This window comes from Streptomyces sp. AgN23, from assembly GCF_001598115.1.
Lineage (GTDB): Bacteria > Actinomycetota > Actinomycetes > Streptomycetales > Streptomycetaceae > Streptomyces > Streptomyces antimycoticus.
In genome coordinates this window covers 5,302,977-5,320,449 of record NZ_CP007153.1, presented here as the reverse complement: position 1 = coordinate 5,320,449, position 17,473 = coordinate 5,302,977, and the positions used below count along the sequence as shown (strand labels likewise).

Genomic DNA, 17,473 nt, shown 5'->3' with positions numbered 1-17,473 from the left:
ATTAGAATCGGTGCCATGGTCAGATTGCCGCTCACTCCCGCAGAGGTCGAGCGCGGTCAGCGCCTCGGCGCCCTCCTCCGTCGGGCCAGGGGGGAGCGCTCGATGCTCGATACCGCGCTGGACGCAGGTGTCTCACCAGAGACCCTTCGGAAGATCGAGTCCGGTCGCGTAGCCACCCCTGCCTTTCCGACCATCGCGGCGATTGCCGACGTCCTCGGCCTTTCGCTCGATGAGGTGTGGGCCGAGATCAACCAGTCCGACGGCGAGGCCGAACCCGCAGGATCCGGTCGCACCGCACGCGAGCGGTTGGCCTCCTGAGCCTCGGACCCCGCAGCTCCGTTTGCACCGACCGGCTCTCTCGGCGCGTGCCGACCCAACGCCGGATGGCGGTGCCGAACTCCTTGAGGACGGCGTCGTCGGACGAAGCGGTGTCGGGTGAGGTGGCCCAGATGATGACACCGTCCGGACGTACGAACAGGCTGGGCGGCGATGTGTCGGAGGCGGGGGCGGCGACGTAGGCGATCCTGTGCTCCAGCGGGCGTACGGCCTGGGCGAAGCGGCCGTCGGGGGAACGGTCGACGAGGGCGAAGCGGCCGTCGTGGGCGTGGCCGGCGAGCCGGTCGCCGGAGGACGACAACGTGACATCTCCGGCGATCGATCCGACTGGTGCCGCCCAGCTCATTGCGGAACAGCATGCCCGCGAAGTGTCCGGCGACCGGGAAGCGGTGCGCGGCACGCTCGCGCGGGCCCTCGTGCGAGTCCGGCTGGTTCGCGAAGGCGTTCTTACGGCCGGCGAAGGCGCCGACGGATGCGAAGAGCCGGCGCTGTACCTCCTCCGCGGCCGGCAGCAACCCGCGCCGGTCGAGGATTTCGGCGCTGGCGACAGATGACTATCCGCCCGCGATCCGCGAGCGCCATGGCCCGCGAGGTGTGCGAGGGAAGCGGGCGGCCGGGGTCATGGGCGCGTTGAGGGTGCTGGTTCCCCGGCGCGTCCCCTGGCCGCTGCTGACGATCCTCGGGTACGGGGCGGTCATCGGAGCCGTCTCGGTCGTGGTCGAGGTCCATCGCCGAGTCGGTGTGGGGAGGGCGGATTTCCCTTAGCGGGAAGAACGACGTAGAGTTACGTTCATCGACGCGGGGTGGAGCAGCTCGGTAGCTCGCTGGGCTCATAACCCAGAGGTCGCAGGTTCAAATCCTGTCCCCGCTACTCAGGTATCGAGGGCCCGGCACTTTTCCAGTGCCGGGCCCTCGATCGTTCGGTCATCTCGTGGTTCGAGCGGCGGGAACCGCAGCCTCCCGCCGCCTCCACCCCGCCGCCGTCAGCGCCTGACCTTCCAGCTCACTGGCCGCTTGGTGTCATCGCCTGTGCTGTATGTCACCACCGACGGCCGTATGCCGTTCGGCACCAGGAACACCTTGCACAGGGAGACCTTCGCTCCCACCGCGAAGTCGTCCGGGTCCTTGCCCGGGCATGCCGCCACCTCGGTGTCCCCGGTGATGAGCGGCTGGTCGTCCACACCGTTGGTGTCCTGGAGTCCGGTGGGGGTGTTGAGGAAGGGGTAGTGGAGGGAGTTCTCGCCGACGTTCTCGAAGGTCATGGTGACGTAGTACGGCTGGGTCGTCCGTACGTCGGACGGTTCCGTGCCCGCCTTCTTCAGCTCCGCGTGTGTGCCCTCGCGCACGCTCACCGCAGTGACCCGCAGGGCGCCCCGCATATGGTCCGAGCCGCGCTTGTAGGTGATCGACGTGGGCTCGCCGAGCCGGAGCGTCTTGCCGCCGTCGCCGTCGGTCGCCAGGTCGGCGCGGGTCGCGGACTGCCGTCGGCCGGAGTCGGACGCCGCGGTGTCGTCCTCGCAGCCGGCGGTGGCGAGGCCGAGGAGGGTGGTGCCGAGGACGCAGACGAGAGCGGCCCGGAATCGGGTGGTGTGAGGCGGGCGGTTGAGCATGGATGGTCCCCCGTGGCTGGTCGTGGTCGGTGACGACGTCGGGCGGGCGGCGGCGGCCTGAGGTGGCGTTGAACGAGCCTCAGGCGGTGGCCTTGGATGCCGGCCTCAGGAGATGGCCTCAGGCCGGCCCAGATGGATACGCCGGTGCCGGAGCGTCAGTTCACCGTGTCGGTTGCCCTTGTGGTGATCTTGTCACCGCAGATCATCATGGGCGTGACAAAACCACTGGTTGAGGCTGTGATCAACTCGCAGCGGCCCTGAGACGAGGCTGTAGCACAGACGCCCGGGGCAACTACCGTGACCCGCATGGACGATCCCGCCGTGGTGACGGTGCAGCGGTTCTGGCAGGAACTCGGGCTGCCCGGCCTCATCGATGTGCACACCCACTTCATGCCGCAGCGCGTACTGGACAAGGTCTGGGCCTACTTCGACGCCGTCGAGCCCCGATGGCACATCACCTACCGCGAGGAGGAGGACGAACGCCTCGCGGTGCTCCGGGCATTCGGGGTGCGAGCCTTCACGTCGATGCTCTATCCGCACAAGCCGGAGATGGCGCACTGGCTGAACGACTGGTCGGCCGGGTTCGCCGCCCGTACGCCCGACTGTCTGCACACCGCGACCTTCTTCCCCGAGCCCGGTGTGGAGGGGTACGTGCGCGCGGCGCTCGAAGACGGGGCGCGGGTGTTCAAGGCTCATGTGCAGGTGGGGGCGTACGACCCGGGCGACGCGCTGCTCGACCCGGTGTGGGGCACGCTCGCCGAGAGCGGGACGCCCATCGTCATCCACTGCGGATCGGGGCCCGATCCGGGCAAGTACACCGGGCCGGAGCCGGTGGGGCGGGTGCTGGCCCGTCATCCTCGGCTGCGCCTGATCATCGCGCATATGGGGCTGCCGGAGTACGCGGACTTCCTGGCGCTGGCGGAGCGGTACGAGGGGGTGCATCTGGACACCACGATGGCCTTCACCGACTTCACCGAGAGCCGGTGGCCGTTTCCGCGGGCGGAGCGGGGAAGGCTGGCCGCGCTGGGGGACCGGGTGCTGTTCGGGAGCGACTTCCCCAACATCCCGTACGGGTACCTGCACGCGCTGGAGGCGCTGACGCGGATCGGTCAGGACGAGGAGTGGCTGCGCGCGGTGTGCTACGGGAACGCGGCGCGTCTGTTCGGGATATGACGCGCGCGCCTGTTCGGGATATGACGCGCGCGTCTGTTCGGGATTTGAAGCGGCCCGCCCGGCGCCATCTCGGCGTCGGGCGGGGAGTGAAGGGCTGAGGGGGCTGAGGGGCTAGGAGGTCAGCCCTTGTCCAGCGGCAGTGCCTCGGCCAGTGTGCGCCACTCCGCGCGCGGGACGTCGGCCAACTGGCTGTCCGTTACCGCCTGGATCGCGACATGGTCCGCGCCCGCGGCCAGGAACTCGTCGACGCGCGCCCGGATCACCTCCGCGTCACCGAGGGCGAACATGGCGGAGATGAGACGGTCGCTGCCGCCGTCCGCGAAGTCCGCGTCCTCGAAGCCCAGCCGCAGGAAGTTGTTGGTGTAGTTGGGCAGCGCCAGATAGCGGGAGAGGTAGCCGCGGGCCGTGGCGCGGGCGCGGTCCAGATCCGTGTCGAGCACGACCTTCAGCTCCGGCGCGAGCACGGAATCCTTCCCCAGGATGTCGCGGGCCTCCGCGGTGTGCTCCGGAGTGACGAGGTACGGGTGCGCGCCGGTCGCGCGGTCGCGGGACAGCTTCAGCATCTTGGGGCCCAGTGCGGCCAGGACCCGCTGGGAGGCGGGGACCGGGGCCGGGGCGGAGTCCAGCGCGGTCAGGTACTCCTTCATCGCCGTGTACGGACGCCGATAGCGCTCACCGGCGAGCGCGCTGTGACTCACGCCGAGGCCGAGGAGGAAGCGGCCGTCGTGGGCCGCGCTGAGCGCGGCGTGGCGCTCGGCCACATAGGCCGCCTCGTGGTCCCAGATACTCAGGATTCCGGTCGCGATGGTGATCCGGGAGGTGGCGTCCAGCAGCACACCGGCCTGGTCCGGGCTGGGGCTGCCACCGAGCCAGATAGCGCCGTACCCCAGCTCGTCCAGTTCGGCCGCCACCTCGCTGACCTGTGCTGATGGTAGGGAATCCGTCTTCAGGGCCGCGGTCCAGACGCCGATCTTGCCAAGTGCGGGACGAGAATTCATACAGGGGGAAGCCGGAGAGTCCTTCCGCTTATTCCGCGTCCTTGAGGTTGTTCCGCGTCCCTGAAGTTGTTCCGGGCCCCTGGGGTCGTTCCGGGCGCCCGCGGGTGGTCCGCGTTCCCCTTCGTCGTTCCGTGTCTCCGCCGTTGTTCCGTGGCCCCACAGGATTCTCAGGTAATTCACAGGCAGCCGAAAGCGACCTCTCAGGACCCGCCCGGAGGGTAGGGCCCATGATGCCGACCTCGCCCCATGGGCGTACCGAGCTGCTGCGCCCCGATGGGAGCCCCGTCCGGGTGCTGGTCGTGGACGACGAGTCGGCGCTCGCCGACCTGCTGTCGATGGCGCTGCGCTACGAAGGCTGGGAGGTGCGCACCGCGGGCGACGGCGGGGAGGCGATCCGGATCACCCGTGAGCTGCGCCCGGACGCGGTGGTCCTGGACGTCATGCTGCCCGATATGGACGGGCTCACGGTGCTGGGGCGGCTGCGCCGCGAACTGCCCGATGTCCCGGTGCTGTTCCTGACCGCGCGGGACGCGGTGGAGGACCGGATCGCGGGGCTGACGGCGGGCGGCGACGACTACGTCACCAAGCCGTTCAGCCTGGAGGAGGTCGTCGCCCGGCTGCGGGGTCTGCTGCGCAGGTCGGGGGCGGCGGCCGCGCGCAGCGAGTCGGTGCTGGCCGTCGGCGATCTGATCCTGGACGAGGACAGCCATGAGGTGTCGCGCGGCGGCCGGGAGATCCATCTCACCGCGACCGAGTTCGAGCTGCTGCGCTATCTCATGCGCAATCCGCGCCGGGTGCTCAGCAAGGCGCAGATCCTCGACCGGGTCTGGAGCTATGACTTCGGCGGCCAGGCCAACGTGGTCGAGCTCTACATCTCGTATCTGCGGCGCAAGATCGATGCGGGGCGCAGCCCGATGATTCACACCCGGCGTGGCGCCGGGTATCTGATCAAGCCCGGGGAGTAGCCACTGTGGCGCACCCCCCGATCCGGCCGTCCGGGACCCCTGAGACGTCCGGGACCCCTGAGACGTCTGGTGTCCCTGAGATGTCTGGTGTCCCTGAGATGTCTGGTGTCCGCGAGGCGCCCAGGGTCCGTGAGACGTCCGCCGCCCCCGGGCCGACCCCCGCCCCCGAGCCGCCCCGGAGTGCGGGGGCGGCGCAGGGGCGGGCGCACGCCCGGCGCGCTCCGCGGGGCGGGCGCCGTCCCTGGTCCCTGCGCACCCGCCTGGTCGTCTCGGCCGTCGCGCTGATCGCGGTGGTCTGCGCGGTGATCGGCACGGTCACGACCCTGGCCCTGCAGTCCTACCTCCAGGGCCAGGTGGACGGCGATCTGCGGGCATCGGTCGGGCGGTTCCTGAACAAGCCGGGCCCGGCGGGCGAACTCCCCCGGGACGATGTGCTCTTCGTCGCCTCACCCGGTCAGCCCATCGGCACGGTCGGGGCACGCTTCGGCCAGGGCGGGGAGATCTCCACGTCCGGCAAGAGCAATGACTCGCCCGTGACGAACGACATCGACGTCGACAGCCGGGTGGATTCCCTGACCAGCGGTCAGCGCAAGGCGCTCGCCGCCGTCCCCTTGGACGGACAGGTGCACACCATCGATCTGCCCGGCCTCGGCGGCTATCGGGCCGTGGCCCAGTGGGATCACCGGGAAGGCGGCATCATCCTCGCCTTCCCGCTCGACCAGACCCAGGAGACGGTCAACACCCTCATTCTCGTCGAGTTCTGTGTGGCCGCGGCCGGGCTGGTCGCGGCCGGGATCGCCGGGGCCGCGATGGTCGGCATCTCGCTGCGCCCGCTGCGCCGGGTGGCCGCGACCGCGACCCGAGTCGCCGAACTCCGCCTGCACAGCGGCGAGGTGGCGCTGCGCGAGCGCGTTCCGGCCTCGGAGGCCGATCCGCGCACCGAGGTCGGCCAGGTGGGCGCGGCGCTCAACCGCATGCTCGGCCATGTGGAGTCGGCGCTCGCGGCCCGCCAGGAGAGCGAGACGCGGGTGCGGCAGTTCGTCGCCGACGCCAGCCATGAGCTCCGTACGCCGCTCGCCTCGATCCGCGGCTACGCCGAGCTGACCCGGCGCGGCCGGGAGGAGATCGGGCCCGACACCCGGCATGCCCTCGGCCGGGTCGAGTCCGAGGCCGGGCGGATGACCGGGCTGGTCGAGGATCTGCTGCTCCTGGCGCGGCTGGACGCGGGCCGGCCCCTGGAATGTGCGGAGGTCGATCTCTCCCCGCTGGTCGTCGACGCCGTCAGTGACGCGCGGGCGGCGGGCTCCGACCACGAGTGGCGGCTGGAGCTGCCCGATGAACCCGCGGTCGTCCACGGTGACGACGCCCGGCTGCACCAGGTGCTGGTCAATCTGCTCGCCAACGCGCGTACGCACACCCCCGCCGGCACCACGGTCACGGCGCGGGTGCTGTGGGGCGGGCCGCAGGCGTCGCCGTACCCCTCGCCGTATCTGGCGCCGCACAACCTGTCTTACGGGGCGCCGTACGGCCTGTCCTACGGGGTCCCCCCTGACCCGTCGTCCGGGGTGTCCGCAGGCATGTCCCTCGGAACCGGTGGCCCCCGTGGGCACCGTAAGGGCGGCGGCTCGCCATACGCCCCGCCGTTCGGATCGCCGTTCGGACCGCCGTACGCGGCCGCCCGCGTCGGCGCCGGGGCCTTCGGCCCGCCCCAGCCGCCCTCGTACGTCTCGCTGGAGATCGAGGACGACGGTCCGGGCATCCCGCCCGAGCTGCTGCCGCATGTCTTCGAACGGTTCGCACGCGGCGACGCCTCGCGCTCCCGCGGCGCGGGCAGTACGGGGCTCGGCCTGGCCATCGTGCACGCGGTCGTGGCCGCGCACGACGGGCAGGTGACGGTGGACAGCGTTCCCGGGCGCACCGTGTTCGGCGTCCATCTGCCCGTCCACCCGTCCACCCGCCCGTCCACCCGCCCGTTCACCGGGGCGCTCAGCAAGCCGTTCACCACGCCGTAACGGACTCACAGGCAGGCCACAGGCTGACCACACAGCCGTGACAGCGCGGCTCGCGAGTGTCGACCTCATGCGAACCGACACCCCTCTCGGGGTTCCGCCCGAGACACCCCTGCAGACCTTGCCCGTGCGCGGGCCGGTGATGGCCGAGCTCGGCCGTCCGGTGCTGGACGTCGTCATCCCCGTCTACAACGAGGAAGCGGACCTCGAGCGGTGTGTGCGACGGCTCCACGACCATCTGGCCCGCACCTTCCCGTACGGCTTCCGGATCACCATCGCCGACAACGCCAGCACGGACCGCACGCCCGAGCTCGCGGCCCACCTGGACGAGTCCATCGAGGAGGTGACGGCGGTCCGGCTGGAGCAGAAGGGGCGCGGGCGGGCGCTGCGCACCGTGTGGTCGCTGTCCGAGGCGCCCGTGCTCGCCTATATGGACGTCGATCTGTCCACGGATCTCAAGGCGCTGCTGCCGCTGGTCGCCCCGCTGATCTCCGGTCACTCCGACCTGGCGATCGGATCGCGGCTGGCGCGCAGCTCGCGTGTGGTGCGCGGGCCCAAGCGGGAGTTCATCTCGCGGGCGTACAACCTGATCCTGCGCGGCAGCCTCGCCGCCCGCTTCTCCGACGCCCAGTGCGGTTTCAAAGCGATCCGTAAGGACGTCGCGGAACGGCTGCTGCCATTGGTCGAGGACACGGGCTGGTTCTTCGACACCGAGATGCTGGTGCTCGCCGAGCGGGCCGGGCTGCGCATCCACGAGGTGCCGGTGGACTGGGTCGACGACCCCAACAGCACGGTCCACATCGTGAAGACGGCCACGGAGGACCTCAGAGGTGTGTGGCGGGTGGGGCGCGCGCTGGCCACCGGTGCGCTGCCGCTGGACCGGGTGCGCCGTCCGTTCGGCGACGATCCGCGCGACCGCGAGCTGAGCGGGGTGCCGAAGGGGCTGGCCCGCCAGCTCGTCGGGTTCTGCGTGGTCGGCGCGCTGAGCACGCTGGTCTATCTGCTGCTGTACTCGCTCTTCCGGATGGGCACCGGCCCGCAGGTGGCCAACGCGCTGGCGCTGCTGCTGTCGGCGCTCGGCAACACCGCGGCCAACCGGAGGCTCACCTTCGGGGTGCGGGGCCGGGACCGCGCGATGCGTCACCAGGCCCAGGGGCTGGTCGTCTTCGGCATCGGCCTCGTGCTGACCAGCGGCTCCCTCGCCGCTCTGGACGCCGCCCCCGGCACCGCCGCGCACGGCACCGAACTGGCCGTGCTGATCGCGGCGAACCTCGCCGCGACCGTTCTGCGCTTCCTGCTCTTCCGGGCCTGGGTCTTCCCGTCGGACAGCGGCGCCACCACCGACGACTTGAGGAACGACAACCGATGACGACGTACGACCACGGCACCCGGGACGCCGGACCTCCGCCCCCGCAGCGCCCGGCGGCCTCGCGGCCCCCAGCTCCCCCGCAGCCTCCCCAGCCCCTGGCGGCCTCGGCGATCCCGGCAGGCCAGGTGGCTCCGGCGACCCCGGCGACCCCGGCGGCCACGGACGGGCGGCAGGCGGCGCGGCCGCAGGCCACCGGCGGTTCGCGCCTGACGCGGGTCTGGCGGGGACGGCCGGAGGACCCGCGCTGGGCGCGGCCCGCCCTGTGGGCCCTGCTGGCCGTGACCACCGTGCTCTATCTGTGGAGCCTGGGCGCGTCCGGCTACGCCAACCAGTTCTACTCGGCCGCCGTACAGGCGGGCAGCGAGAGCTGGAAGGCGTTCTTCTTCGGCTCCTCCGACGCCGCGAATTCCATCACCGTCGACAAGCCCCCGGCCGCGCTGTGGCCGATGGCCCTGTCGGTGCGGCTCTTCGGCCTCTCCTCCTGGGCGGTCCTCGTCCCCGAGGCGCTCATGGGCGTCGCGACGGTCGGGGTGCTGTACGCGGCCGTACGGCGCAGGTTCAGCGCGGCCGCCGGGCTCATCGCGGGCGCGGCGCTCGCGGTCACCCCGGTCGCGGCGCTGATGTTCCGCTTCAACAACCCCGACGCGCTGCTCTGTCTGCTCATGGTCTCGGCCGTCTACTGCGTGCTGCGCGCGCTGGAGGACGCCCGCACCAAGTGGCTGTTGCTCGCGGGGGTCTGCTTCGGCCTCGGCTTCCTCACCAAGACCCTGCAGGCGTGGCTGATCCTGCCGCCGCTCGCGGTGGTGTACGCGGTGTGCGCCCCGGCGAGGTTCGGCCGGCGGATCGGGCAACTGCTGCTCGCGGGGCTCGCCATGGTGGTTTCCGGCGGCTGGTGGGTCGCGATCGTCGAGTTGTGGCCGGCGTCCTCGCGTCCGTACATCGGCGGTTCGCAGCACAACAGCTTCCTGGAGCTGACCTTCGGCTACAACGGGCTGGGCCGGATCAACGGCAATGAGACCGGCAGCGTCGGCGGGGGCGGCCCGGGTGGCGGCGGTGGCGGCAGGTGGGGCGAGACCGGGATCGACCGGCTCTTCGGCTCCGACATGGGCGGTCAGATCGCCTGGCTGCTGCCCGCGGCGTTCATCCTGCTGGCGGCCGGGATCTGGCTGACCTGGCGGGCGGGGCGCACCGACACCCGGCGCGCGGCCTTCCTGGTGTGGGGCGGGGCGCTGCTGATGACGTTCGCCACCTTCAGCTTCATGTCCGGGATCTTCCACCAGTACTACAACATCGCCCTGGCGCCCTATATCGCGGCGGTCGTGGGCATGGGCGCGGCGCTGCTGTGGGAGCGGCGGAACGAAGGCGGCCGGGCGGGGTCGGCGGCCTCGGCGGTGCTGGCCGTCACGGTCGCGGTGACCGCCTATATGTCGTACGTGCTGCTGGGGCGGTCGGCGGACTGGCACCCCTGGCTGCGCTGGGCGGTGCTGATCGGCGGACTCGTGGCGGCGGCCGGACTGCTGCTGACGGCGCGCCTCGGCCGGAAGGCGGTGCTGGCCGCGGCGGGCCTGGGCCTCGCGGCGGGGCTGGCCGGGCCGGTCGCGTACACGCTCAACACGGTGGACACCCCGAAGCGCGGCTCCATCGTGACGGCCGGTCCGTCGGTGGCGGGCGGTATGGGCGGCCCCGGTGGCGGCGGCCGGATGGGCGGCCCGCCGGGGATGCAGAACGGACGCCAGGGCGCGGGCCAGCAGGGGCAGGGCCAGGGCAATCAGCAGGGTGGCCAGGGCCAGCAGGGGCAGGGGCAGGGCGGTCGGCAGGGCATGCCGGGCGGGGGCATCGGCGGCGGTCAGCCGGGCGGTCAGAACGGTTTCCCCGGCGGCGGTTTCCCGGGCGGCGGCCAGTCTCCGCGAAACGGTAAGGGCAACGCTCAGGGGCAGGGCCAGGGGCAGAACGGCCGACCGGGAATGCTGCCCGGTGGCGGCGGCATGGGCGAGGGCGGCCGGCGCGGCGGCGGCATGGGCGGACTGCTCGACGGTCAGCAGGTCGACGCCAGGACGGAGGCGAAGCTGGAGAAGAACGCCGACGACTACACCTGGGCGGCCGCGGCGATCGGCTCCCAGAACGCCGCGAGCTATCAACTCGCCACCCAGAAGCCCGTGATGGCCATCGGCGGCTTCAACGGCAGCGACCCGTCCCCGACGCTCGCCCAGTTCAAGGAGTATGTGAAGCAGGGCAAGATCCACTACTTCATCTCCTCGGGCACCGGTATGGGCGGCGGGCCGGGCGGCGGCCAGGGGACCTCGTCCCAGATCACCTCCTGGATCGAGGCCACCTACAAGAAGGTCACCGTGGGCAGCACCACGCTCTATGACCTGACGCAGAAGTCCTCGAAGTCGTCGGCGTCCTCGAAGTCGTCGGCGTCCTCGGCGTCCTCGACGCTCTTCGACTGACGCAGGAGTCCCGTACACGCGTGCGGCGCGTGGACGGTAATTCGCTGTACGCCGTACAGCGATGCTTGTACGGTGTACAGCGACCACGTCGTCATACACCGTAGAAGCCTCTGCCTGGAGTCCCTATGACGGTTTCGACCGCCGACGCCGCCTCCGCTCCACCCGGCCCCTCCCCGGGTGGTCATCCACAGCGCTGGCTGATCCTCGCCGTGATCTGCCTGGCCCAGCTCACCGTGTTGCTGGACAACACGATCCTCAATGTCGCGGTCCCCTCCCTCTCCCGGGAGATGGACGCGACCACCGCCGAGATCCAGTGGATGATCAGCGCCTATTCGCTGGTCCAGTCGGGGCTGCTGCTCACCGCGGGCAATGCCGCGGACCGCTACGGCCGTAAGAAGATGCTGGTCGCGGGGCTCGCCCTGTTCGGGGTCGGCTCGCTGTTCGCGTCGCTGGCGCAGGGGGCCGGCCAGCTCATCGCCGCCCGCGCGGGCATGGGGGTCGGCGGAGCGCTGCTGATGACCACGACGCTCGCCGTCGTGGTGCAGATCTTCGACGAGACCGAGCGGACCAAGGCGATCGGCCTGTGGGGCGCGGTCAGCTCGCTCGGCTTCGCCGCCGGGCCGCTGATCGGCGGCGCGCTGCTGGAGCACTTCTGGTGGGGCTCGATCTTCCTGATCAACATCCCGGTCGCCCTGCTCGGGCTGATCGCCGTGATCTGGCTGGTGCCCGAGTCCAAGGACCCGGTCGGCGACCGCCCCGATCTGCTGGGCGCGGTGCTCTCCACCATCGGTATGACCGGAGTCGTCTACGCGATCATCGCCGGGCCCGACCACGGCTGGACCTCCGCCCGGGTGCTGCTCTCCGCCGTCGTCGGGGTCGTGGTGCTGACCGGTTTCGCGCTGTGGGAGCGTCATATTCCGTATCCGATGCTGGACATGCACTTCTTCAGGGACCGCCGCTTCGTGGGTGCCGTCGCGGGCGGCATCCTCGTCGCCTTCGGGATGGGCGGTTCGCTCTTCCTGCTCACGCAGCATCTGCAGTTCGTGCTCGGCTACGACGCGCTGGACGCGGGGCTGCGCACCGCGCCGCTCGCGCTGGTGATCGTGGCGCTCAACCTCACCGGGGTCGGCGCCCGGCTGCTGCCGAAGCTCGGGACGCCGCTGACGATCGTCAGCGGTATGGGGCTGCTCGCTGTCGGCCTCGCGCTCATCGCGGTCCTCGGCGCGGACGGCTATGGCGGAATGCTGCTGGGACTGGTGGTGATGGGGGCCGGGATCGCGCTCGCCATGCCCGCGATGGCGAACGCCATCATGTCGGCCATCCCGCCGGAGAAGGCGGGTGTGGGCGCGGGAGTCAACGGGACCCTCACCGAGTTCGGCAACGGGCTCGGCGTGGCCGTCCTCGGCGCGGTGCTCAATTCCCGCTTCAGCTCGCTGCTGCCCGCGGCCGCCGCCGGAGCCGGCTCGCTCCCGGCCGCCCTCGCCGCGGCCCGTACCCCCGGGGACCGGGCGGCTGTCACGGACGCCTTCTCCTCTGGGCTGGAGACCAGCCAGCTCGTCGGCGCGGCGGCCGTGCTGGCGGGCGGGCTGCTGGCCGCGCTCCTGCTCAGCAGGGCTGAACGATCTTCACAGGAGGCCCCGGCGGCATAGCATCTGCAGGGAGTGAGGTGCCGCGTGCCGGGTCCCGGTACGCATGGTGCCAGCGCATTGGAGAAAGAGAGGCGCCGCCATGGCAACCGGCAGCCGTACCGTCCGCCCGCGGTCCAGCGTCTGGCTCTCCGAACGCAAGGCCCCCAAGCGCAAGGGCGATCAGCAGCCCGTCGGGCTCGACCATCTGAAGATCGTCGCGGCGACGATGCGGCTGCTGGACGCCGAGGGTCTGTCGGGCTTCTCGATGCGGCGGCTCGCGGCGGAGCTCGGGGTGACCGCCATGTCGGTCTACTGGTACGTGGAGACCAAGGACCATCTGCTCGAACTCGCCCTCGACGCCGCGATGGGCGAGATAGCGCTGCCCATGGAGGCGGTCGGGCCCGTCGAGGGCCATGAGCACTCCCCGGCCGAGCCGCGCGACTGGCGTGAGCAGCTGCGCCAGCTCGCCGCCGAGTACCGGCAGGTGATGGTCCGCCATTCCTGGCTGCCCGCGCTGCTGGGGGAGTACCTCAACATCGGGCCCAACGCGGTGGTCTTCAGCAACGCCGCGCTGGCCGTGATGCGCAACAGCGGACTGCCGGACGACAAGATCACCAGCGCGCTGTCCCTCGTCTACCAGTTCGTCTACGGCTTCGGGACGATCGAGGGCCGCTTCGCCGCCCGCTGCCGGGCGGCGGGACTCACCCAGGACGAGCTGTTCCACGAGACGATGAGCTCGGTCGCGGACCGTATGGAGTTCGACGAGTCGCGGAAGATCATGAAGGCTCGGGGCGGCAATACGGTCGAGGAGATGCGGGACCGCGACTTCACGTTCGCCCTGGACCTCGCGATCGCCGGTATCGAAGCCCTGCGGGACCGGTAGCGCGCGCCCGGCGGACCGGGGCGCCGCCCCGGGACATCAGCCGCCGGAGGACCGGGCCGCCGGAGGACCGGGCCGCCGGGCGGCCAAGGCGCCAGAGGGTCGGGCGGCGGGGCGGCCAGGGCGCCGGGCGGTCGGGCGGCGGGGCGGCCAGGGCGCCGGGCGGTCGGGCGGCGGGGCGGCCAGGGCGCCGGGCGGTCCGGCTGCCGGGCTGCCGGGGCGTGACCGGTCAGGCGGCCGCCGGGCCGTCAGGCCGTGGGAAGCTCCTCGCCCTGCACCGCCTGTATGTCCAGCTCCACCCGCAGGGTCGTGCCGATCGCCGCGATGCCCGCCGCGACCACCTGGTTGTAGTTCATCGCGAAGTCCTCGCGGCGCAGCTCGGCGACGGCCCGGAAGGCCGCCCGCACTCCGCCCCAGGGGTCGGGGCCCGTGCCCAGGTACGTCAGGTCCAGGTCCACGTCCCGGACGACGCCGTGCATCGACAGCTCACCATGGACCGTCCAGCGGTCGGCCCCGGCCGTGCTCAGATGCGTGCTCCGGTACGTCAGCTGCGGGAACTCCTCCACATTGAGGAAGTCGGGCGACTTCAGATGGCCGTCCCGCATGGCATTGCCGGTGTCGATGCTGGCGGCCTGGATGACCGCCTCGACGCGCGACTTCTCGATGTCCTCGCTGACCTCGATCCGCCCGCCGAACTCCGTGAACCGGCCGTGCACGCTGGAGATCCCCAGGTGCTGGGCGACCGCGGCCACCGTCGAATGCGCCGGGTCGAGCGTCCACGCACCGGGCGGGGGAAGCTCCACTCCGCCCTGCCGCGCCAGCACCACCGTGCCCACATCGGCCCGCCCGGAGGCCGTGACGATCGCCGTGGACGCGACCGGGGCATAGCCCACGGCGGTGGCGATGATCGTGTACGGCCCCGGCGGCAGCGGCTCGTCGGTCCGCACGGCGCCGTCCCCGTCGGCCTGCGCGCGCAGCACCTGCGCGCCCGTCATATCCGTGACGGTCAGCACCGCGTGCTGGACCGCCCAGCCGTCGCGGGTGTGGATCCGGGCCCGCAGCCCCGCTCCCCCGCGTGCTCCTGCTCCTGTGGTCGTCATGCCGCGTTTCGCTCCCGCTCGGGTGTCGCTCGTGTCGCTCGTGCTGCTGGTCGTACTGGTGTTGCTGGTCGTGCGCGTGGTGCTCGTCGAGCTGGTCGTACTCGACGTGCTGGTCGTGCTGGTCGTGCTCGTAGTGTTCACCGCGTACGTCGTGTGCGTCGCGTACGTCGCGTACGTCGTGTTCGTGCGCCGGATCCGGGCGGCGGTGTAAGGCCGTCCCCTGCCTTCACTACACCGCCGCCGGGATCCGGGTTCCGGGACCGGCGGAAAAATCCGTCACCCGGACCGGGCCCGGGGCGTCTCCGCTCTTACGCGCCCCGGGCCCGGAGTTCCGTCACTCGCCCGGGTGGGCGAGCTCGACGTCGTGGCCGTCGACGCCGGGCCCGGAGACCGTCAGCGCCCCCGCGACCGGCGGGTAGCCGCTCGCGATGACCGTGTAGTCGCCCGCGTCCAGGTCGGTGAAGGCGTACGCGCCGTCCTCACCGGTGGTGGAGGTGGCGACCACGTTCCCGGCCGCGTCCACGAGGGTGACCCGCGCGTCCGGCAGCGGGCGCCGGTCGGCACCGGCCCGGACTATGCCCTGCACCCGGGCGCCGGCCTGCAGGGCTATCTCCACCCGGGTCAGACCCTGGGCGCCCACCTCGACGGGCAGGGCCGCGGGCCGGTAGCCCGGCGCGTTCACCGCGAGTGTGAAGGTCCCGGAGACCAGCTCCTCGAAGCCGAAGTCGCCCTGCTCACCGGTCTTCCCGGTGGCCAGCACCTCGCCGCGGACATCGGTGACCACGACCATCGCCGCGTCGACCGGACGGCCGTCGGCGGCGCCGCGCACGGTGCCCACCAGACCGCTGGTGCCCGACAGGACGATGTCGAAGCCGAGTGGTTCGTCCCCGACCACGATCGTGGACGCCTGCGGCTGGTGCCCGTCGGCCGCCGCGATCAGGACGTACGAGCCGGAGCTCGGCGCGTCCAGCGCGTACGAGCCGTCGGGGTGCGCCACCGAGCGGCCCAGCTGGCGCCCGGCGAGCGAGATCAGCGTCACCGCGGCGCGGGCGACGGGGCCGCCGTCCGCGTTCCGCACGAAGCCGTGCACACCCTGCCGGGGCTGATGGTCCGCGCCGTCGCCCCCGGTGGAGGCGAAGGCCGCCAGGCGCTGCGGGGCGGCGGCCGCGAGGGCACCGCCCGAGTCCGGCTCGGGCATCCCGGCGGCCGGGGCGCCCACGAGGGCGGGCTCGAGGTCGGCGACCTGTCCGGCGGCGGCCGGGGCAGCCATCGCGTCGGCCGGGGTGGCGTCGTTGGCCGGGGCGTCCGAGGCGATCGCGGCCTGCTGGGATCCGGAGTTGGTCTTCAGGGCGACCTCCTTGATGAACAGGGTCAGCAGGAGGCCGAGCAGCGTGGCCGGGGCGGCGAAGAGGAAGACGTCCGCGACACCGTGGCCGTAGGCGCTCTCCGTGATCGTGCGGATCGGCTCGGGCAGCGCCTTGATGTTGGGGATGCCACCGCCGCCGCTGCCGGCGTGGGCCAGCGCGGCACCCTTGGGGCCGAGGTCGGACAGGCCGTCCTTGACGTAGTGGGTGACGCGGTTGGCGAGCACCGCACCGAGCGCCGAGACGCCCACCGCACCGCCCAGGGAGCGGAAGAAGGTGACGACGGCACTGGCCGCGCCGAGGTCCTGCGGGGCCACCTGGTTCTGGGTGGCCAGCACCAGGTTCTGCATCATCATGCCGATGCCGAGGCCCATGAGCGCCATGTAGATCGCCATGTGCCAGTACGGGGTGTCGTACCGGATGGTGCCCAGCAGCCCGAGGCCCGCCGTCACCAGCACACCACCGATGACCAGCCATGCCTTCCAGCGACCGGTCTTGGTGATGACCTGACCGGAGACGGTCGAGGAGATGAACAGGCCACCGATCATCGGGATGGTCATGACGCCCGACATGGTGGGCGTCTCACCGCGCGCCAGCTGGAAGTACTGGCTGAAGAAGACGGTGCCGGAGAACATCGCGATACCGACGAAGAGCGATGCCAGCGAGGCGAGGGTGATCGTCTTGTTGCGGAACAGCCGCAGCGGGATGATCGGCTCGCGCGCCTTGGACTCGATCAGGATGAAGATCAGGCCGAGCGCGATCGAACCGCCGACCATCGCGTAGGTCTGCCACGAGATCCAGTCGTACTTGTCGCCCGCGAAGGTCACCCAGAGCAGCAGCAGCGAGACCGCCGCACTGATGAAGAAGGCGCCGCTCCAGTCGACCTTGACGTCCCGCTTGACCACGGGGAGCTTCAGGGTCTTCTGCAGCACGATCAGCGCGATGACGGCGAACGGAACGCCGACGTAGAAGCACCAGCGCCAGCCCAGCCAGGAGGTGTCGGTGATCACGCCGCCCAGCAGCGGACCGCCGACGGTCGCGACGGCGAAGGTCGCGCCGAGGTAGCCGCTGTACCGGCCGCGCTCACGCGGGGAGATCATGGCCGCCATGACGACCTGGGCCAGGGCGGACAGACCGCCGACGCCGACGCCCTGCACCACACGGCAGGCGATCAGCATGCCGGGGTTCTGCGACAGACCGGCCACTACGGAGCCCGCGACATAGATCAGCAGGGCTATCTGGACCAGCAGCTTCTTGCTGAACAGATCGGAGAGCTTGCCCCACAGCGGGGTGGCGGCGGTCATGGCCAGCAGGGTGGCGGTGACGACCCAGGTGTAGGCGGACTGACCGCCGTGGAGATCGGCGATGATCTCGGGCAGCGCGTTGGAGACGATCGTCGACGACAGGATCGCGACGAACATCCCCAGCAGCAGCCCGGAGAGCGCCTCCATGATCTGCCGGTGGGTCATCGGCGCCGAGGAGTCCGCGTCGTGGCCCTGATGGGCCCGGTGTCCTCCTCCGCCGTGCTTGGCGTGGGCGGGGTGCCCCGCGGGTCCCCGCACACCGCCGTCCGGTGTGGTCGTTGCCATGA

The 17,473-nt window shown here is 71.5% G+C and carries 16 protein-coding genes and 1 tRNA gene; 12 read left to right on the top strand and 5 right to left on the bottom strand.

What is annotated here, in order from left to right:
* Window positions 1-15 precede the first annotated feature (15 nt).
* Complete coding sequence (locus AS97_RS22790) at window positions 16-318, top strand: helix-turn-helix transcriptional regulator (protein ID WP_079059673.1); 303 nt, start codon at window positions 16-18, stop codon at window positions 316-318.
* Here the strand turns inward: AS97_RS22790 and AS97_RS49035 are convergent.
* The gene (locus AS97_RS49035; protein ID WP_349017599.1) at window positions 248-682 is read right to left on the bottom strand and encodes a hypothetical protein; all 435 of its coding nucleotides are present in this window, start codon (window positions 680-682) and stop codon (window positions 248-250) included. The genes AS97_RS22790 and AS97_RS49035 overlap by 71 nt on opposite strands.
* Here AS97_RS49035 and AS97_RS22785 point away from each other — a divergent pair.
* Together AS97_RS22785 and AS97_RS22780 are read left to right on the top strand one after the other, a co-directional pair.
* Entirely contained in the window at window positions 639-890 is a 252-nt protein-coding gene (locus AS97_RS22785) for a hypothetical protein (protein ID WP_210565542.1), read from the top strand. The two genes, AS97_RS49035 and AS97_RS22785, sit on opposite strands and share 44 nt — an antisense overlap.
* Before the next feature lie 243 nt (window positions 891-1,133).
* Window positions 1,134-1,207, top strand: a tRNA-Met gene (locus tag AS97_RS22780).
* A 112-nt stretch (window positions 1,208-1,319) separates the two neighbouring features.
* On the opposite strand, the gene AS97_RS22775 is transcribed toward AS97_RS22780, so the two are convergent.
* Window positions 1,320-1,946 (bottom strand): hypothetical protein, encoded by a 627-nt coding sequence (locus tag AS97_RS22775; RefSeq protein WP_210565541.1) that lies wholly within the window; start codon window positions 1,944-1,946, stop codon window positions 1,320-1,322.
* A gap of 132 nt (window positions 1,947-2,078) precedes the next feature.
* On the opposite strand from AS97_RS22775, the gene AS97_RS48630 reads away from it, so the two are divergent.
* Window positions 2,079-2,207, top strand: a complete 129-nt coding sequence (locus AS97_RS48630) for a hypothetical protein (RefSeq protein WP_260613221.1) — start codon at window positions 2,079-2,081, stop codon at window positions 2,205-2,207.
* A 45-nt stretch (window positions 2,208-2,252) separates the two neighbouring features.
* A complete protein-coding gene (locus AS97_RS22770; RefSeq protein WP_059147241.1) occupies window positions 2,253-3,119 on the top strand; it encodes an amidohydrolase family protein in 867 nt (288 codons plus the stop codon).
* A 119-nt stretch (window positions 3,120-3,238) separates the two neighbouring features.
* On the opposite strand, the gene AS97_RS22765 is transcribed toward AS97_RS22770, so the two are convergent.
* On the bottom strand, window positions 3,239-4,117 hold the full coding sequence (locus tag AS97_RS22765; protein ID WP_086710075.1) for an LLM class F420-dependent oxidoreductase: 879 nt from the start codon (window positions 4,115-4,117) through the stop codon (window positions 3,239-3,241).
* A 227-nt stretch (window positions 4,118-4,344) separates the two neighbouring features.
* On the opposite strand from AS97_RS22765, the gene AS97_RS22760 reads away from it, so the two are divergent.
* The 6 genes from AS97_RS22760 to AS97_RS22735 all read left to right on the top strand — a co-directional run bounded on the left by AS97_RS22760 (window position 4,345) and on the right by AS97_RS22735 (window position 13,421).
* Window positions 4,345-5,082 (top strand): response regulator transcription factor, encoded by a 738-nt coding sequence (locus tag AS97_RS22760; RefSeq protein ID WP_059147243.1) that lies wholly within the window; start codon window positions 4,345-4,347, stop codon window positions 5,080-5,082.
* Window positions 5,083-5,180: 98 nt separating this feature from the next.
* Entirely contained in the window at window positions 5,181-7,094 is a 1,914-nt protein-coding gene (locus AS97_RS22755) for a HAMP domain-containing sensor histidine kinase (protein WP_210565540.1), read from the top strand.
* Between the two features lie 67 nt (window positions 7,095-7,161).
* Window positions 7,162-8,460, top strand: coding sequence for a bifunctional glycosyltransferase family 2/GtrA family protein (locus AS97_RS22750; protein ID WP_210565539.1), 1,299 nt, complete (start codon window positions 7,162-7,164; stop codon window positions 8,458-8,460).
* Window positions 8,457-10,910, top strand: coding sequence for a glycosyltransferase family 39 protein (locus AS97_RS22745; RefSeq protein WP_210565538.1), 2,454 nt, complete (start codon window positions 8,457-8,459; stop codon window positions 10,908-10,910). The genes AS97_RS22750 and AS97_RS22745 overlap by 4 nt, the downstream gene beginning before the upstream one ends.
* A 125-nt stretch (window positions 10,911-11,035) precedes the next feature.
* Window positions 11,036-12,559 carry an MFS transporter gene (locus AS97_RS22740; RefSeq protein WP_210565537.1) on the top strand — a complete coding sequence of 508 codons (1,524 nt, stop codon included), beginning with the start codon at window positions 11,036-11,038 and terminating at the stop codon, window positions 12,557-12,559.
* Window positions 12,560-12,638: 79 nt separating this feature from the next.
* Complete coding sequence (locus tag AS97_RS22735) at window positions 12,639-13,421, top strand: TetR/AcrR family transcriptional regulator C-terminal domain-containing protein (protein ID WP_059147246.1); 783 nt, start codon at window positions 12,639-12,641, stop codon at window positions 13,419-13,421.
* Between the two features lie 245 nt (window positions 13,422-13,666).
* Here the strand turns inward: AS97_RS22735 and AS97_RS22730 are convergent, their stop codons facing one another.
* A complete protein-coding gene (locus AS97_RS22730; protein WP_059147247.1) occupies window positions 13,667-14,518 on the bottom strand; it encodes a YceI family protein in 852 nt (283 codons plus the stop codon).
* Here AS97_RS22730 and AS97_RS22725 point away from each other — a divergent pair.
* Window positions 14,517-14,729, top strand: coding sequence for a hypothetical protein (locus AS97_RS22725; protein ID WP_210565536.1), 213 nt, complete (start codon window positions 14,517-14,519; stop codon window positions 14,727-14,729). The genes AS97_RS22730 and AS97_RS22725 overlap by 2 nt on opposite strands.
* Before the next feature lie 123 nt (window positions 14,730-14,852).
* On the opposite strand, the gene AS97_RS22720 is transcribed toward AS97_RS22725, so the two are convergent.
* Entirely contained in the window at window positions 14,853-17,471 is a 2,619-nt protein-coding gene (locus tag AS97_RS22720) for an MFS transporter (protein ID WP_210565535.1), read from the bottom strand.
* Window positions 17,472-17,473 lie beyond the last annotated feature (2 nt).

Coding starts and splice junctions, on each gene's coding strand:
- AS97_RS22790 (WP_079059673.1), top strand. CDS start 16: ATGGTCAGATTGCCGCTCACTCCCGCAGAGGTCGAGCGCGGTCAGCGC.
- AS97_RS49035 (WP_349017599.1), bottom strand. CDS start 682: ATGAGCTGGGCGGCACCAGTCGGATCGATCGCCGGAGATGTCACGTTG.
- AS97_RS22775 (WP_210565541.1), bottom strand. CDS start 1,946: ATGCTCAACCGCCCGCCTCACACCACCCGATTCCGGGCCGCTCTCGTC.
- AS97_RS48630 (WP_260613221.1), top strand. CDS start 2,079: ATGGATACGCCGGTGCCGGAGCGTCAGTTCACCGTGTCGGTTGCCCTT.
- AS97_RS22770 (WP_059147241.1), top strand. CDS start 2,253: ATGGACGATCCCGCCGTGGTGACGGTGCAGCGGTTCTGGCAGGAACTC.
- AS97_RS22765 (WP_086710075.1), bottom strand. CDS start 4,117: ATGAATTCTCGTCCCGCACTTGGCAAGATCGGCGTCTGGACCGCGGCC.
- AS97_RS22760 (WP_059147243.1), top strand. CDS start 4,345: ATGATGCCGACCTCGCCCCATGGGCGTACCGAGCTGCTGCGCCCCGAT.
- AS97_RS22755 (WP_210565540.1), top strand. CDS start 5,181: ATGTCTGGTGTCCGCGAGGCGCCCAGGGTCCGTGAGACGTCCGCCGCC.
- AS97_RS22750 (WP_210565539.1), top strand. CDS start 7,162: ATGCGAACCGACACCCCTCTCGGGGTTCCGCCCGAGACACCCCTGCAG.
- AS97_RS22745 (WP_210565538.1), top strand. CDS start 8,457: ATGACGACGTACGACCACGGCACCCGGGACGCCGGACCTCCGCCCCCG.
- AS97_RS22740 (WP_210565537.1), top strand. CDS start 11,036: ATGACGGTTTCGACCGCCGACGCCGCCTCCGCTCCACCCGGCCCCTCC.
- AS97_RS22735 (WP_059147246.1), top strand. CDS start 12,639: ATGGCAACCGGCAGCCGTACCGTCCGCCCGCGGTCCAGCGTCTGGCTC.
- AS97_RS22725 (WP_210565536.1), top strand. CDS start 14,517: ATGCCGCGTTTCGCTCCCGCTCGGGTGTCGCTCGTGTCGCTCGTGCTG.
- AS97_RS22730 (WP_059147247.1), bottom strand. CDS start 14,518: ATGACGACCACAGGAGCAGGAGCACGCGGGGGAGCGGGGCTGCGGGCC.
- AS97_RS22720 (WP_210565535.1), bottom strand. CDS start 17,471: ATGGCAACGACCACACCGGACGGCGGTGTGCGGGGACCCGCGGGGCAC.